The 15341-nt window shown below is 64.3% G+C and carries 17 protein-coding genes; 13 read left to right on the top strand and 4 right to left on the bottom strand.

Annotation, left to right across the window (positions count from 1 at the left end; translation table 11 throughout):
- Positions 1–7: 7 nt before the first annotated feature.
- The 5 genes from BraRD5C2_RS01020 to BraRD5C2_RS01000 all read left to right on the top strand — a co-directional run bounded on the left by BraRD5C2_RS01020 (position 8) and on the right by BraRD5C2_RS01000 (position 5474).
- Entirely contained in the window at positions 8–994 is a 987-nt protein-coding gene (locus BraRD5C2_RS01020; protein ID WP_223966232.1) for a BMP family protein, read from the top strand.
- A gap of 2 nt (positions 995–996) precedes the next feature.
- Positions 997–2553 (top strand): ABC transporter ATP-binding protein, encoded by a 1557-nt coding sequence (locus BraRD5C2_RS01015; protein WP_223966229.1) that lies wholly within the window; start codon positions 997–999, stop codon positions 2551–2553.
- A gap of 13 nt (positions 2554–2566) precedes the next feature.
- Complete coding sequence (locus tag BraRD5C2_RS01010; RefSeq protein WP_223966228.1) at positions 2567–3655, top strand: ABC transporter permease; 1089 nt, start codon at positions 2567–2569, stop codon at positions 3653–3655.
- On the top strand, positions 3652–4575 hold the full coding sequence (locus BraRD5C2_RS01005; protein ID WP_223966226.1) for an ABC transporter permease: 924 nt from the start codon (positions 3652–3654) through the stop codon (positions 4573–4575). The genes BraRD5C2_RS01010 and BraRD5C2_RS01005 overlap by 4 nt, the downstream gene beginning before the upstream one ends.
- A 71-nt stretch (positions 4576–4646) precedes the next feature.
- Positions 4647–5474, top strand: coding sequence for a cysteine hydrolase family protein (locus BraRD5C2_RS01000; protein ID WP_223966224.1), 828 nt, complete (start codon positions 4647–4649; stop codon positions 5472–5474).
- A 53-nt stretch (positions 5475–5527) separates the two neighbouring features.
- Here BraRD5C2_RS01000 and plsY read toward each other — a convergent pair whose 3' ends face one another.
- Positions 5528–6202 carry a glycerol-3-phosphate 1-O-acyltransferase PlsY gene (gene plsY, locus BraRD5C2_RS00995; protein WP_223966222.1) on the bottom strand — a complete coding sequence of 225 codons (675 nt, stop codon included), beginning with the start codon at positions 6200–6202 and terminating at the stop codon, positions 5528–5530.
- 199 nt (positions 6203–6401) lie between these two features.
- On the opposite strand from plsY, the gene BraRD5C2_RS00990 reads away from it, so the two are divergent.
- The 3 genes from BraRD5C2_RS00990 to BraRD5C2_RS00980 all read left to right on the top strand — a co-directional run bounded on the left by BraRD5C2_RS00990 (position 6402) and on the right by BraRD5C2_RS00980 (position 7753).
- The gene (locus BraRD5C2_RS00990; protein ID WP_223966220.1) at positions 6402–6917 is read left to right on the top strand and encodes a GNAT family N-acetyltransferase; all 516 of its coding nucleotides are present in this window, start codon (positions 6402–6404) and stop codon (positions 6915–6917) included.
- Between the two features lie 107 nt (positions 6918–7024).
- Entirely contained in the window at positions 7025–7480 is a 456-nt protein-coding gene (locus tag BraRD5C2_RS00985) for a cupin domain-containing protein (protein ID WP_223966218.1), read from the top strand.
- A 90-nt stretch (positions 7481–7570) separates the two neighbouring features.
- Complete coding sequence (locus tag BraRD5C2_RS00980) at positions 7571–7753, top strand: hypothetical protein (protein ID WP_223966216.1); 183 nt, start codon at positions 7571–7573, stop codon at positions 7751–7753.
- A gap of 16 nt (positions 7754–7769) precedes the next feature.
- On the opposite strand, the gene BraRD5C2_RS00975 is transcribed toward BraRD5C2_RS00980, so the two are convergent.
- Both BraRD5C2_RS00975 and BraRD5C2_RS00970 read right to left on the bottom strand, forming a co-directional pair.
- The gene (locus BraRD5C2_RS00975) at positions 7770–8705 is read right to left on the bottom strand and encodes a diacylglycerol kinase catalytic domain-containing protein (protein WP_223966214.1); all 936 of its coding nucleotides are present in this window, start codon (positions 8703–8705) and stop codon (positions 7770–7772) included.
- Positions 8689–9732 carry an SPFH domain-containing protein gene (locus BraRD5C2_RS00970; protein ID WP_223966212.1) on the bottom strand — a complete coding sequence of 348 codons (1044 nt, stop codon included), beginning with the start codon at positions 9730–9732 and terminating at the stop codon, positions 8689–8691. The genes BraRD5C2_RS00975 and BraRD5C2_RS00970 overlap by 17 nt, the downstream gene beginning before the upstream one ends.
- A gap of 120 nt (positions 9733–9852) precedes the next feature.
- On the opposite strand from BraRD5C2_RS00970, the gene BraRD5C2_RS00965 reads away from it, so the two are divergent.
- The gene (locus BraRD5C2_RS00965) at positions 9853–10560 is read left to right on the top strand and encodes an NUDIX hydrolase (protein WP_223966210.1); all 708 of its coding nucleotides are present in this window, start codon (positions 9853–9855) and stop codon (positions 10558–10560) included.
- 3 nt (positions 10561–10563) lie between these two features.
- Here BraRD5C2_RS00965 and BraRD5C2_RS00960 read toward each other — a convergent pair whose 3' ends face one another.
- A complete protein-coding gene (locus BraRD5C2_RS00960; RefSeq protein WP_223966208.1) occupies positions 10564–11559 on the bottom strand; it encodes a phosphotransferase in 996 nt (331 codons plus the stop codon).
- 129 nt (positions 11560–11688) lie between these two features.
- Between BraRD5C2_RS00960 and BraRD5C2_RS00955 the strand changes: the two genes are divergently transcribed.
- From BraRD5C2_RS00955 to BraRD5C2_RS00940, 4 genes are all read left to right on the top strand, one after another.
- Positions 11689–12174 (top strand): copper chaperone PCu(A)C, encoded by a 486-nt coding sequence (locus tag BraRD5C2_RS00955; protein WP_223966206.1) that lies wholly within the window; start codon positions 11689–11691, stop codon positions 12172–12174.
- Positions 12175–12308: 134 nt separating this feature from the next.
- Positions 12309–14081: a PQQ-dependent dehydrogenase, methanol/ethanol family gene (locus tag BraRD5C2_RS00950; protein ID WP_223966204.1), complete on the top strand. Its 1773-nt coding sequence runs from the start codon at positions 12309–12311 to the stop codon at positions 14079–14081.
- 79 nt (positions 14082–14160) lie between these two features.
- Positions 14161–14703 carry a c-type cytochrome gene (locus tag BraRD5C2_RS00945; RefSeq protein WP_223966202.1) on the top strand — a complete coding sequence of 181 codons (543 nt, stop codon included), beginning with the start codon at positions 14161–14163 and terminating at the stop codon, positions 14701–14703.
- Positions 14700–15326, top strand: coding sequence for a hypothetical protein (locus tag BraRD5C2_RS00940; RefSeq protein ID WP_223966201.1), 627 nt, complete (start codon positions 14700–14702; stop codon positions 15324–15326). Before BraRD5C2_RS00945 ends, BraRD5C2_RS00940 begins: the two co-directional genes overlap by 4 nt.
- Positions 15327–15341 lie beyond the last annotated feature (15 nt).

Raw genomic sequence — 15341 nt, 5'->3', positions numbered from 1 at the left:
GAAACACATGAACGGTACCCGTCGTGCATTTCTGCAAACAGGCCTGCTCTCGGCAGCCTTCATCGGTTCATCAGGCCGGCTCTTCGCCGACGATGCGGCGAAGCCGCTTCGCATCGGCATTCTGATTCCGGGGTCGCGGGCCGACCATGGCTGGATGGAGTCGGCCTACAACGGCATGAAGGCGGCCGAGCAGCGCCACGGCAAGAATGTCGTGATCACGTCGATCGAGAACGTCAAGTTCGCCGACATGGAGCAGGCGCTCGTCACGCTCGCGACCAAGAACGACATGGTGATCGGCGCCGCGGGGCAGACCCAGGCATCGGTGCTCAAGGTCGCCAAGCGATTCCCGAAGGTGAAGTTCTCTATCGTCGGGCCGACCGGACAACCGACCGAGAACGTCGCGCAATACGACGTGCTGCAGGCGCAGATCGGCTTCATTGCCGGCGCGGTCGCCGCGATGATGTCGAAGAACGGTGCGGTGAGTTACGTCGGCGGCCTTGAAATTCCGGCCATCGTCAACACCGGAACGGAGTTCGCGAACGGCGCCAAGCACGTCAAGCCGGACACCAAGTGCTTCGTGACCTACACCGGCGACTTCGACGACGTCGCCAAGGCGAAGGAGGCGACCCTTGCCGCGATCGCGCAGGGCGCCGACGTCCACTACAACATCCTCAATCTCGGCGTGCGCGGAATGGAGCAGGCGGCACGCGAGAAGGGCACCAGGATGATCGGGAGCTATACCAACTACTGCTCCGACAACAACCCGCTTTACATTGCCTACACGGTCAGCGGCATCGGGTTCATGGTCGAATACGCCATCGACCAGGCCGTCGCCGGAACCTGGCACCCCGAATACAAGCAGTTCGGACTCGCCATGGGGCCGCGCTCGGCCGACATCGAGATCTGCGCCGGGGCAACGCCGGAGATCCAGGCAAAGATCAAGGAGCTCAAGGACGACCTGCTGTCGAACAAGATCAAAGTCAAGGTGGGCTGACCGTGGCTCTTCTCGAACTGTCTGGCTTGACCAAGCGCTTCGGGGCTTTCACCGCGCTCGACGACATATCGCTGCTGATCGAGCGCGGCGAGGTGCATTGCCTGCTTGGCGAGAACGGTGCCGGCAAATCGACATTGTGCAATTTGGTGTTCGGGGTGCATCGGCCGGATGCCGGCACGATGACGCTGGGCGGCGAGCCGTTCGATCCGCGCGGCCCGGCGGAGGCGCTGCAGCGCGGCGTCGTGATGGTGCATCAGCATTTCAATCTGGTGCCGAACATGAGCGTGGCCGAGAACCTGATGCTCGGCCGCGCCAGTGCGGTGCTGAAGCCGCAAGACATCATCGTGCGGATGGAGCAGCTCGCAGCGGAATACGGGCTCGAGATCGACCCCGAAGCGCGGATCGATGAGCTTTCGGTCGGTGAGCGGCAGCGGGTCGAGATCATCAAATGCCTGCTCGGCGATCCGCAGCTGCTCGTGCTCGACGAGCCGACGGCGGTGCTGCAGCCGGACGAGATCGATGCGCTGCTGGCGATCTGCCGCCAGGTGGCGCTGCGCGGAAAGTCCGTGATCCTGGTGACGCACAAGCTCGGTGAAATCAGCCGTGTGGCCGATCGCACCACGGTGCTGCGGCAGGGCCGCATCATCGAGACCGTCGCCATGGAGGGCGCCGACATCCGATCGCTGGTGCGCTCAATGGTCGGCCGCGACGTCCAGTCGGCAGGCTCGGTGCTTGCTGCCGCGGTCGACATCGAAGGCAAGACGCCGCCGAAATCCAGTGTGGACGCGGCCGGTCCGGTGTCGCCGGGCGACCCGGTGCTGCAGATCTCGGACCTCGTGTATCGCGACCCGCATGGCGTGCCGCGGCTCGACGGCCTGAGCCTCACGGTCGGCACCGGCGAGATCGTCGGGATCGCGGGCGTCGAGGGTAACGGCCAGACCGAGCTCGGATTGATCCTGGCCGGTCTCGCCGCGCCAAGCGCCGGCGCGATCGTGGTCGGCGGGGCACAGGTCGGCGGCTGCACGCCGCAGGAGATCACCGATGCGGGCGTCGGCATCGTTCCCGAGGATCGCCATGCGGTGGCCTGCATCAAGGAATTGTCGGTGGCCGAGAACCTGTTTCTCGGCGCGATCGGAAAATTCAGCCGCGTCGGCCTGCTCGACAAGTCGGCGCGGCGCAAGGCGGCGGAGGCGATGATGCGCGACTTCGACGTGCGGGCGAGCAGCCCGGATGTTTCGATGGCGAGCCTCTCCGGCGGCAACCAGCAGAAGGCAGTCCTTGCGCGCGAGCTCTCGCTCGATCCGCTGGTGTTCCTGCTCGCCGCGCAGCCGACGCGCGGGCTCGACGTCGGCGCGATCGAGGCCGTCTACAATCGCATTCGTGCCGCGCGCGATGACGGCCTCGGGGTGCTTCTGATCTCCAGCGAGCTCGAGGAGCTGATGGCGGTGTCGGATAGGATCGCGGTGATCTACCGCGGCAAGCTGGTTGGCGAGCTCGCGGCTGGATCGTTCAGCCGCGAGGCGATCGGAGCGATGATGTCGGGGCACGCGCATGTCTAGGTTGGCCATGGTTATGAAAAATCCGAAGCTTGCGCGGGTCGCAAAGGGCGCAAGACTCGAGCTCGTGCCGTTGCAGGTTCTGGTTCCGGTGATATCGACCATCATCGCGCTCGGGATCGGCCTGCTCATCATCGCCGCCACCGGTGCATCCGTCCTCGAGGCCATCGAGGCGTTCTGGGACGGCATGGCAGGAAGCGATTTCAACATCGGTGCCTCGATCAATCGCGCCATCAGCCTCGCGCTGGTCGGCCTCGGCTTCATCTTCGCCAGCCGTGCCAACCTGACCAATGTGGGCGGCGAGGGACAGATCGCGATGGGCGGCATGTTCGCGACGGCGGCAGCCCTGCACGGCGCCGGCGGCCTGCCGCTCGGACTGGCGTTCATCGTGCCGCTTGCTGTGGGGACCATCGCCGGCGCCGTCTGGGGCGGCCTCGCGGGCTTCCTCAAGGCGGTACGCGGCACCAACGAGGTCATCAGCACGCTGCTGTTGAGCTTCATTGCGCTGCCGCTGGTTTACTGGTCCGTCGAATCCTTTCACCTGCTGCGCAAGCCGATCAGCGACGTGTCGTCGCTGCCGGAATCGGCGGAGATTCCGGATACGACCAAGCTGCCGCTGCTATTCCCCGACAATGGATCACCGCTCCATATCGGTTTGCTGATCGCGGCGATCGCGGTCGTCGTGGTGTGGCTGGTACTCAAGCACAGCACGCTCGGCCTGCGGCTGCGCGCCGTCGGCCTGAATGCCACGGCCTCCCGTCGTGCCGGCATGCGGACGAGCTTGTACGTGATCCTGGCCATGACGGTCTCTGGCGGCCTGGGCGGTCTCGGCGGCGCGATCATGATCCTCGGCCAGCAGTTCTATCTGACGAGCGATTTCTCGTCCGGATACGGATTTGACGGCCTGGTGGTTGGCCTGTTGTCGCGCGGCTCGGCCGTCGGCGTGGTGATCGGTGCGTTGCTGTTCGGCTTTCTGCGATCGGGATCCATCAACATGGAAATCTCGGCGCACGTCCCGTCCGCCGTCGTTCTGATCTGCCAGGGCCTGATCGTCATCGTCATTGCAGGCTCCGCGATCCTCACCAACCGAAAGGTAACCCGATGATTGACGAACAAATGGCCGTGTTCATCGGTTCCGGACTTCGCCTTGCGGTTCCGATCATCTTCGCCGCAACGGGCGAGATGCTGAGCGAGCGCGCCGGCGTGCTCAATCTCAGCCTCGATGGCATGATGCTGATGTCGGCCTTCACGGCGGCGCTGGCATCGTGGGCGACCGGCTCGCCGCTTCTCGGCGTGGCGGCCGGCGTCCTGGTCGCGATGGCGGTTGCCGCAGTCCAGGCCGTGCTGAGCGTGACACTGCGCGCAAATCAATTGGTGGTGGGGATCGGGTTCAACATCCTCGCGCTGGGTACGACGACGTTCCTCTACCGCGAGATCTTCGGACCGCTGTCGCGCGATCCGATTCCCGGCTTCGCGCAGCTCAATCTGCCGTGGCTCGCCAGCATTCCGGTGATCGGGCCGGCGTTGGCGAACCAGACCGGCCTTGCCTATGTCAGCATCCTGATGGTCGTCGTGACGTGGTTGATCCTGAAGTACACGTCGTTCGGGCTCGCGGTGCGGGCGGTCGGCGAGGATCCGCGCGCCGCGGACAAGGCCGGCATTAGCGTGGCGAAGACGCGCTATCTCGGCGTGCTCTACGCCGGCATCCTGGCGGGCCTCGGCGGCGCGTTCATGTCGGTCGCGGACAGCAATACGTTCACCGAGAACATGACCAAGGGGGCGGGCTATCTCGCGATCACGGCGGTGATCTTCGGCGGCTGGAATCCCTGGTACACGCTGGCGGCCTGCCTGCTGTTCGGCTTTGCGACAGCGCTGCAATTCCTGGTGCCGGCGTTGCAGCTCGATGTGCCGGTCGCGCTGCTGTTGCTGCTGCCATATCTGCTGGCACTGGTCGCTATCGCGGGCTTCGTCGGCAAAAGCCGACAGCCCTCGGCCCTGACCATTCCGTTCGAACGCGGCGGCTGATCGCAACAGACGTCAAAAAATATAGGCAAGAAAACATAGCCAAGAAAACATAGGCAAGGGAGGAAAGTCCGATGACGAGTTCCACTTTAGCAAAGGCCGCGGAATCCACAGCGCCCGGTACGGCCAATCCCCTTGGGTCTGCTCCCGGCTACAAATGGCTGGTCGACGACACCAACGTCAACATGGCGATGGCGCCGCCGCCGCCCAAGGCGGTCACGATCGACGCGCAGCCGCAAACGGTGACGGTCGATCTGCACCGCACGGCTCTCATCGTCGTCGACATGCAAAACGACTTCTGTGCGAAGGAGGGATGGGTCGATCATCTCGGAGTCGACTACACGCCGGATCGGGCGCCGATCGAGCCGCTGCAGAAGCTTCTCCCGGTGTTGCGAAAGGCCGGCGTGCACGTCATTTGGCTGAACTGGGGCAATCGGCCCGATCTGAAGAACATGGCACCCAACCAGCTCCATCTCTACAAGCCGAAGGGCGTCGGCATCGGGCTTGGCGAGCCATTGCCGGATAGCGGCGCGCGTGTGCTGCAGAAGGACAGTTGGGCCGCGGCCGTTGTCGATGAATTGAAGCAGGAGCCCGAGGACATTCACGTCGACAAATACCGGATCAGCGGCTTCTGGGACACGCCGCTGGACAGCATTCTGCGTAATCTCGGAACCAAGACGGTCCTGTTTGCCGGCGTCAACACCGATCAGTGCGTGCTGCATTCGCTCACCGACGCGAACTTCCTGGGCTACGGTTGCCTTCTGGTCGAGGATTGCTGCGCAACGACCTCGCCGGGCTACTGTGTTGAAGCAACCCTGTTCAACGTCAAGAAATGCTTCGGCTTCGTGACGCATTCGTCAGATGTCATCGAGGCCATTTCAGGCGCACATCGAACGGCGTGACGGATTCGGGCGCGCTGCCGCTAGCGGCAGCGATCGCATTCTGAGTGCACACGCTAGCCTTGCGAAGTCGCTTTCGATGATCCCAGCCGCGGCTCGGTCCCGGCCAGCAGCCGCTGAATGTTGGCACGATGGCGTGCGATCACGTAAAGGCCACCAGCGATGACCAGCAGCCGATAGGGCAGCGGCTGCTCCAAGGCGCAGACCAGCGCGATCGCAGTGAGCGCCGCCAGCATCGAACCAAGCGACACCATCCGGGAAAGCGCCAGTACAACGCCGAAGGCTGCGGCAGCGCCTAAACCGACCGGCCAGGACAGCGCCAGCAACACGCCGAGCCCTGCCGCGGCGGATTTGCCGCCCGTAAAATTCAGCCAGATCGAACGGCTGTGCCCCAACAATACGGCAAGTCCAGCCAGGCAGACTGCCCAAGGCTCCAAGGTGTGCAGATCGATCGCTGTCGGTGGCGTGACCGACGGTAATGTCCCGAGCCAGGGATAAAACCAGCGGGCAAACGCGATCGCCGCCGCGCCCTTCAGCACATCGACCAGGAGGACCGCCAATGCGGGCCACTTGCCGAGGGTTCGCAACACGTTTGTGGCCCCCGTGGATTTGGAGCCGTGCTCCCGGATGTCGATACCCCTGAGCAGTTTCCCCGCCAGATAGCCCGCGGGTATCGAACCGAGAAGATAGGCGGTCGCCAGTCCAGCTACACTCGCGATCCAGAAAATCATCGGCTTCTCCTCGACGCGCCAGTGTCAGGCAAGCGTCATCCGGAGTCTACCTCTATGCGACGGCCGATGCCGCGGATATGAGAGGTGGAATCGCTTACCCGCTGCAACCCTCTTTGGAAGAGGCTGGCCGCGCGATAGATATTGCGAGCGACAATGCCGATCGATCAGCCATGCTGCCGCGACCGAGACAGGACACGGAATGACGACCCACTCCATCGAGATTCGCCGCCTCTTGCCTGCGGACGCTGCGCTTTATCGCGACATCCGCCTCGAGGCGCTGCGCTTGAGCCCTGAAGCGTTCGGCAGTGCGTATGAGACGGAGAGCCTGCATCCCGTCGGCTGGTTCGCGGAGAGGCTCGCGCATGGGGCGGCGATAATCGGGGCGTTTCGTGGCGGCGAACTCGCCGGCATCGCCGGCTTCATCGCGGCGCAAGGGCCGAAACAGCAGCACAAGGGCATGCTGGTCGGGATGTATGTGCGGCAGCAGGCGCGACGCGCCGGTGTCGGGCGGCTCCTGGTCGATGCCGTGCTCGATCTCGCCGCGCAATCGGTCGAGCTGGTGCAACTCGCCGTGGTGAAGGGCAACGAGCCGGCCTGCGAGCTCTACCGGCGCGCCGGCTTTGTCGAGTACGGGCTGGAGAGGCATGCCCTGAAGATCGACGGCCGCTACTACGACGACATCCTGATGGCGAAGGACTTGCTCGGGCGCGCCTGACGTCGCATGAAGTGAAGCGTCACAATTCCGGCGAGCCGTTGCGATAGCCGCACATCCACGCTCAACGTCACGCATCCGCTTGCTGTCATCGCCCTGGGGGCGCTGCCATGCCGAAGATCGATCTGACGAAAGTGCCGGAACGCAAGGGCTCCGGCTATCCCGCTGAGTTCGCCGCACCATGCGCGGAACGAACCCGGCAGCGTCTCGGCGACGCCGGCGGGCTCGCCGATTTCGGCGTCAATCTGATGCGGCTGCCGCCGGGCAACTGGTCGAGCCAGCGCCATTGGCATTCGGACGAAGACGAGTTCGTCTATGTGCTTGCGGGCGAGGTGGTGCTGGTCGAGGACGACGGCGAGACCGTGCTGCGCGCCGGTGACTGCGCGGCATTCCCCAAGAATTCCGGCAACGGCCACCACATGATCAACCGGTCGCAGATGACGGCGACCTATCTCGAGGTCGGCTCGCGCTCACGTGCCGACGTCATCACCTGTTCCGACATCGACATGATGAGCCCGAGTTCCGACGGCCGCTTCCTGCATAAGGACGGCCGTCCGTACGAATAACTCCTGAACCGCAAGTCGGCGCGAAAATCCGGCGTTGCGGATTGGCCGGCGAAGGGACAATCTTCCGGAGAGGGAGCTTGGTCACGGCTCATGACGGAATGGTATTTCATCTGGATTGATGGGCCGCGCGGCCCCGAGCCGCAGAAATGGTCGTCGGACGCGCTGTGGGGCCAGCTTGCGCGCCAGGACATCATTGTCCGCTTTCCCTTGACGGAGCGCGAGGCGCGGCTGTCGATCGATCAGCTGGTGCGGCTGCATCCCGTGCCGCAGTGAGCCGCGCGCGGCAGGCTTACACCACCAGCCGGCCTTCGCGGTCAGCGACCGTGATCTGGGCTTCCGTTCCCGAGTTGAAATCGAGCCGGTCGGCTTCGATGCCGTCGCTGAAGATGACGCCGTTCTCGGGCATCAGCGAGCGGATGCTGAGGCGCTCGGTGCGTTCGAGGTTGCCGCAGACCAGCGTGACCTCCGAGGTGCGGCTCGGAAACGGCTCGCGCACCGCAAAGCGCAGCGCGCCGGCGTCCCAAGGCTGCGGCAGATAGGGCGGGCTGCCGGCGCCGCCGCCGAAGCTGCCTGCGATCGCGAGCGAACCGGTGACGATGCTCTTGAACCAGGCGGTCGAGCCGAGCCCGGTCGCGACGATCAGGCCGCTCGAGGACTGTCGCTCCTTCCGGTCGGCGAGGGCGATCTCGTAGACGGCTGATGTATGCGTGCGCGCGCCGATGAAGAGATCGTTGACGGCATAGAGGATCTGGCCGTTGGTGAGCGCGGCCTTGGCCATCGTCACTGCCTGGTAGCCGCGTCTGTCCGCGGCGACCTCGCGCAGCAGGGCAGGGAGGTCGCGCGGCACGAAGGGCAGCAGGATGCCGTCGTAGCGTCCGGCATCCGGATTGAGTCCGATCAGCGGATGGCCGTCGAGATATTTCATCGTGTTGGCGACGACGCCGTCCTGGCCAAGCGCCACCACGATGTCGGAGGGGCCGAAAATGAAGTTCGGCAGAAAGCTCCGGTCGATCACCTGGTAACGGCCCCATTGCTCCAGCGCCTGCACGGTGACGTGGCGCTCGGCCTGATAAACATCGTGCTCGCGCTGGTAATCGGAGAAGTCGGCGCCGAGATGCTCGACATAGAATCGCGCCTGCGCCGCCGTCAGGTATTTGGCGATCAGCTCCTCGAGCCGCGTCTTGCGGGTGACGAGGACGATCTTGCGGTCATTGTCGGCGGGCACGGGGAGCCTCCACGACGGGCCTTTCCAGCAGCGTGTTGAGCAGGTCGGGCGAGACGTTGAGCTGGCCGATCTTCTCGGCCTTTTCGGCGATGCCGCTGAAGGCCTGCGCGATCAGCTGCCCCGGCTGCATGCCGGCGGCGGCCAGCGCCTGGATCACGCGGGTGTCGACGCCCTCGAAGATCTTCATAAGCGCGCCGACCCGATAGGCCTCGGCATCCGCCAAGGTGCGGGTGTTCTCGGCGTTGAGGCCGACGAAATCCTTGCGCTTGCTCTCCAGCGTGATGTCGGCGACCATGCCGGCCTCGCGCAGCTCGGCCTGCTTGGCCGCAACGCTCGCTTCGGCATCCATCTGGGTCTCCCGGATCGAGCGCTTTTTCTGCTCGACCGCGATCTCGGTGTCGAGCTCGCTCTCGCGGATGGCGCGTTCCTGCTCCACCGCAAAGTTGCGCCGCGCGAAGATCGCCTCGTCCGCGCTCTTGAGGATCGCCTCGCGCGCCTCGGCCTCCAGCGCCTTGGCGGTGTCCGGCGTCGGCTTCACGCCGCGGATGGAGACGCCGAGGATTTCGAGCCCGAGGGCGGCGATATCGGCGCGGGCGCGCAGTCCGCTTTCGATCAGGCCGGCGATGCGATCGGCGGCCTGCAGCGCCTCCTTCAAGGTGAGTTCCTTCACCGCCTGCTGCGCCAACACCTCGACGGTCGCGAGAATGCGCTGCGCCAGCTGCTCCGGGTCGTCGGACTCGTAGGTCTTGCCGTCGGCCTTGAGGGTGAAGTTGAGCATCGCGGCGGCCTTCTGCGGCTCGCTGATCCGGTAGGTGACATGGCCCTGGATGGTCAGCGCCTGAAAGTCGCGCGCGATCTGCTGGAAGATGAAGGCGGCGTCGCGGCTGCCGATCGGCACCGCGACCAGCGAGGTGACCGGCCCATAGTAGAAGCCGGACAGGCCGGCGCCCTGCTGGGTCACCGCCCCGCGGCGGTACTTCATGAGATAGGTGGTCGGCTGGGCCTTGATGAAGCGGAGACCGAACATGGCGTGCACTCCTAAGTAAGTGTGTCTAGGCAACTAAGTTAGTTGCACTGTACAACTAAGTATGTTATTGTCAAGGCCGGCGGCGAGAAGGTTCACGCCAGCAGGGGAAGCGGGGAGAGCATGCCCGAGAAGCCGGAACTCGACTTTCCGAGGCCGCTGACGACGGTCGACGTCGTCATTTTCGCCATACGGTCAGACGCGCTTCAGGTTCTGTTGGTTCAACGCCCAAGAGCGGAAACCGAGCCGTTTCCAGGGTCTTGGGCCTTGCCCGGCGGCTTCGTCGATATCGCCGGCGATCGCGACCTCGAAGCGTGCGCGGCGCGCAAGCTGAAGGACAAGACCGGCGTGGTCAGTCCGTATCTGGAGCAACTCGGCAGCTGGGGCAGCGCGTCAAGGGATCCGCGCGGCTGGTCTGCGACGCATGCCTACTTCGCATTGCTGCCGGAACACGCCGCGGGCGGCGCGCTGGCCGCAGATGCGCAGTGGTTCGCGATCGAGGGCGAGAGAGTGAGGCCGAAGCTTGCCTTCGACCATGCCGAGATCCTGCAGGCCGCGGTGCAGCGTTTGCGGAGCAAGGTCGAGTATACCTCGCTGCCCGCCTATCTGATGCCGCCGGAATTCACGCTGCCGGAACTGCAGCGGACCTATGAGATCGTGCTCGATCGTCCGTTGGAGAAAAGCGCCTTCCGCACCCGTATGCTCGCCGCCGATCTGATCGAACCAGTCGCGAAGATGCGCAAGGGACCGAACCGGCCGGCGCAGCTCTACCGGTTGAAGAAGGCCAGGTCGCCGGTGTTCTTTGCACGGACGTTCAATCCGCCGGGCTGACCGTCAAGCCGAGAGATCGAAGCCGGGCGTCGCAACGTCGGTCAGGAACGAGGCAAGGAACATTTTTCCAAGCACGTGCTTTGCCGCCGGCGTGTCGATCCTGAGCCGGCCGGCGCGGGCGGCTGCTGCGAGCTCGGTCAGCGTCGGTGCGGCGAGGCTCGTGTCGGGCGCGGCGCGCGGTGCCGTCGCAGATGCGCTGAACAGCACGCCGGCATAATAGAGACGGGTGAGGGTGCGGACCAGCCGCAGCCGGGCGCGCAGCGCTTCGTCGGGTGGGCAGCCAAGCCAGGCGCGATGCAAAATCTCCTCCAACTCCGGCGTTCGCGCGAAGCTGTCGCCGACAACAGCGAGATCGACCAGCGGATCGGTGCGATAGGCGGATTCCCAGTCGATCATCCAGAGCCTGTTGCCGTCGAACAGGATGTTGGCTGGAAGCGAGTCGTTGTGGCTCGAGACCGAGTTCGCCTCATCCCAGACATAGGCCGCGCGAATGCGTTCGAGATGCTCGTTGCATCGGTCGAGCACGCCGGGTGCGAACAGGCCGGTGCGGCAGACATGGGCCCAGAGCCGTGCCACGATGTCGGGATAGCGCACGAAAGCCGGAAAGGTCGGCGTCGCCTGCAACCGCGCCAGCAATCCGCCGAGCGCCTTTGCCAGCGCCGGCAGCCCGCCGGGATAATGACCGAGCGGCTGCCACTGGATAAAATCCATCACCGCGACGCGTGATGCCTCGTCGACATAATAGAGTCGTGGCGCGATGCCGGCCTCGGCCGCGATACGCAGCGAAGCATACTGATACGGATTGCGCAGCGGGCTCGGCACGCCTTCGATCCGTAGCAAATAATTCTTGCCGCCTGCATCGATCCGAAACAAACGTGCCGACGTAGCGCCGCCTGAGATCGGCGTCACCGCGTCGACCGTTGCTCTGCCGATGACCTCACGCAACGCAGCATGCGCTGCATCACGCTGTTCCGGCTGAAGTGTATCGAGGTCGCTCATGCTTAAAGAGTTAGCATGACGGCTATGCGTGCCGAAATCGCTTTGATGTTGGGTTCCCGATCTTCAATCGCTGGCCGTGCGCGACGAAGCATGAAACACTACTGAAAAATCATGTCGGGAGAAAACTTGATGTCGTTCGAGCGGGGGTTGCATTGCGCCGTTGCGTGCAGGACCGTCAAGCGCAGATCATGGATCGCGTTGCCATTATTCTGCCTGATCGGCACGTTCGGAGTGGTGCATCACGCCGTCGCGAACGAATCCTTGCAGATTGTGGATGCGCGCGTACCGGCTGCGGACAAAGAAGGCGGAGACCTTCCGTTGACGATGACGATCAAGAACGAGGCCGACAGCGCCGATGCGCTGCTCCGTGTGCGCTGCCCGGTCGCGAATTTTTCCGAGCGCCACATCGTCGATCGCGGCGAAGGCGCGCCCGCCATGCGCTCGATATCCAATATACCAGTCCCCGCCAAGACAACGCTCGAACTGAAGCGCGACGGTTATCACGTCATGCTGCTGCAGTTGCGTCAGGCGCTCGCGCCGGGCGAGACCTTCAAATGCGCGGTCGTTTTTCAGAAAGCAGGCACCATCGAGACGGAGGTACAGGTCCAGAAGTGACCACAAGACAAGTCGCTAAGGAAGGCGGCGGGCGGCACAGCCGATCGCCAGGACTCAAGGCTTCTCGCGCGACCGCCCGTATGTGACGGGCGGTTCGATCAATGAAGAATGCTGGATCCGGAGGAAATGAACTCATGACAAGGTTGAATTGGGTTAAATCGCACATGCTTGCGGCGGCAGTAGCATCCGCCGCGACCTTCGCGGGCTCTTTCGCGCTCGCCGACGATGTCAACCAGGATCGCCTGCTCAATGCTGACAAGGAAGCAGGCAACTGGCTGCACCATCACAAGAACTATTCGGCGACCCGCTTCTCGTCGCTGGCGGATATCAACAAGGACAACGTCAAGAACCTGAAGGTCGCCTGGACCATGCATCTCGGCGGCGTCGAGGGCGGCGGAATCTGGGGACACGGCGGCCTGGAGGGAACTCCGATCGTCGAGAACGGATTCATGTACGTCACCGACGGCTGGGGCTCGGTCTACAAGATCGACGCGCATGACGGCAAAGGCGTGCTGCTCTGGAAGATGGATCCCAAGACCGACCACGACTGGGCCGGCGCGGTCGCTTGCTGCGGCGTCGATAACCGCGGCGTCGCGCTGTGGGACAACCTCGTGATCTCGCACACGCTCGACGGCCGCCTGATCGCGACCAACAAGGAGACCGGGCAGGTCGCCTGGCAGCGTCAGGTCGCCGATCCCGACAAGGGTGAGGTGATCACCGGCGCGCCGTTGATCGTCAAGGGCATGGCGATCACGGGCGTCGCTGGCGCCGAATACGGCATTCGCGGCTGGATCGCCGCGACCGACCTGAAGAGCCAGAAGGAAGTCTGGCGCACCCACACCATCCCGGGCAAGGACGAACCCGGTTCCGAGACCTGGAAGGACGACAAGAACGCCAAGGCTAGCGGCGGCGGATCGACCTGGGTCACCGGCAGCTACGACCCGTCGACCAACACCGTCGTCTGGGGCGTCGGCAATCCCGGACCGGACTGGGACAATGAATACCGGCCCGGCGACAACCTCTACACCGACTCGTCGCTCGGTCTCGATGCCGACACCGGCAAGATCAAGTGGCACTACCAGCACACGCCGAACGATCCCTACGACTATGACAGCGTGGCGGAGAACGTGCTGGTCGACGTTCCCGGCCCCAACAACACGACGCTGAAGCTCGCGCTCGAGGCCGACCGCAACGGCTTTGCCTATGCGGTCGATCGCAACAGCGGCAAGTTCGTCTGGGGTCTGCCCTTCGTCAAGAAGGTGACCTGGACCAAGGGGCTCGATCCCGAATCCGGCAAGCCGGTGGAGTATGATCCGAAGCAGGGGGTGCAGAAGTACAACGCGTCGGTGACGCCGAGCCGCACCAACAAGGAGACGGATATCTGCCCGGGCAATATGGGCGGCAAGAACTGGCCGCCGACCGCCTACAATCCGACCCTGAAGCTCTGGTACATTCCCGTCATCGAGAGCTGCAACCACATCAAGGTCGAGGAGATGACGCCGGACAAGGTGAAGGCGCGCGAGTTCTTCACCGGCGGCGGGCCGAGCCAGAACGTCAAGATCACCGGCAGCGTCACCGCGATCGACGTCACCACCGGCAAGGTGGCGGGGAAAGCGGAGACGCAATTCCCGAATCTCGGCGGCATCCTGGCGACGCCTGATCTCGTGTTCTCCGGACAGCCGTCCGGCGAGGTGATCGCCTATGATGCGAAATCGCTGCAGCAACTCTGGCAGTTCAACACCGGCGGTGGCGTCAACGCGCCTCCGATGACGTTCTCGGTGGACGGCAAGCAGTATGTCGCGATCCTGGTCGGCCTCGGCGGTGCCTGGGACAAGTGGTTCATCGACGCCACGCCCGAGCTGAAGCGGATGCAGCCGGGCTCGATGCTCTACGTGTTCGCGCTCTGACATCGTAAGCGCGGGAGGCCTCAGCGAGAGGCCTCCCGCGTCGATCTGGCCGAGAGAAGTAAAACAAGAAACAAGACAAATGAAACAAACATGGCTGGTTGGCGCGTGGCTCGGCTGCGCGCTCGTGATGGGGTTCGTGAGCACGGCGCAGGCGCAGTCGGCGGGCGACCCGACCGATGCAGGCAAGGCGGTGTTCAAGCGCGGCAATTGCGTCGGCTGCCACAAATGGCACGGCAATGGCGGCGGCGGCTATGGCGGCGACGCGCTGTCGCTGCGCAAGACCGAGCTGACGCGCGAGCAGATCATCGAGACCGTGACGTGCGGGCGGCCAGGCACCGGCATGCCGTTCTTCGTGCGCGGCTCCTACGACACCACGAAATGCTACGAGATGACCCGGCAGGATGTCGCCGACCGCATGCCACCCGAGGCCAATGTGTTCCTGCGGCCGAACGAGATCGAGGCGGTCGCCGATTACGTGCTCGCCCACGTCAAGGGCAAGGGTGAGCCGAGCTATGACGAATGCATCGCCTTCTTCGGCGACGGCTCGCGCGTCTGCAATATCTACAAGGAGGCCGGCCATGCCGCCGCGCCGTCCGACCCAAGCGAGAAGGCAAAACCATGAGCAAGCAGAGATCGACAATCCGTGGGTTCGTCTTCGCGGCTACCGTCACCGCGGCCGTGCCAGCGATGGCGACCGCGGGAGATCTGCGCGACATCAATGTCGGCATGGACATCGGCAAGGTTCCCGACGCGGGATACATCAACCTGACCTGCGTTGGGGAGAAGACGCACAGATTGGCGGAATGGGCGCAGTGGGCGGCTTGCCCGGCCGGGCCGGACGAGCTCCGCGGCATCCGCTTCGAGTATGACCGCGAGACCGCGCGGGAAGGCACCATGGTCGGCGGCCATCCGGCCATCCTGACTGTCATGATCGACAAGGACGCCAGGATCGCGGCGTTGACGATCGAGACCGATCCGAAGGCGCGGCTCTATCTGCGCAAGAAGGCGTTCCTGCTCGGCCTGCAGGCGAAGTCACGCTACGGCGAGGACGGCTGGACCTGCTCGGAGGCGAAGCCGGGCGCCGACAAGCAGGAGGTCGGCGGCGTATTCGTCGACGAGACGTGCAGCAAGACGACCGATGGCCGGACCGTCCGGATCGAGCGTCACCTCTACCGTGAGCCGAACAAGGAACTCAAGGACATGACCGACGAGACCCGGATCACGATCAGCCGCGCGGGGTCCTGAGAGACTTCGAACATC

This window comes from Bradyrhizobium sp. RD5-C2, from assembly GCF_019972155.1.
GTDB lineage: Bacteria > Pseudomonadota > Alphaproteobacteria > Rhizobiales > Xanthobacteraceae > Bradyrhizobium.
Note: the sequence above shows the minus strand (reverse complement) of the source record. Positions and strands in the feature narration are given on the sequence as shown.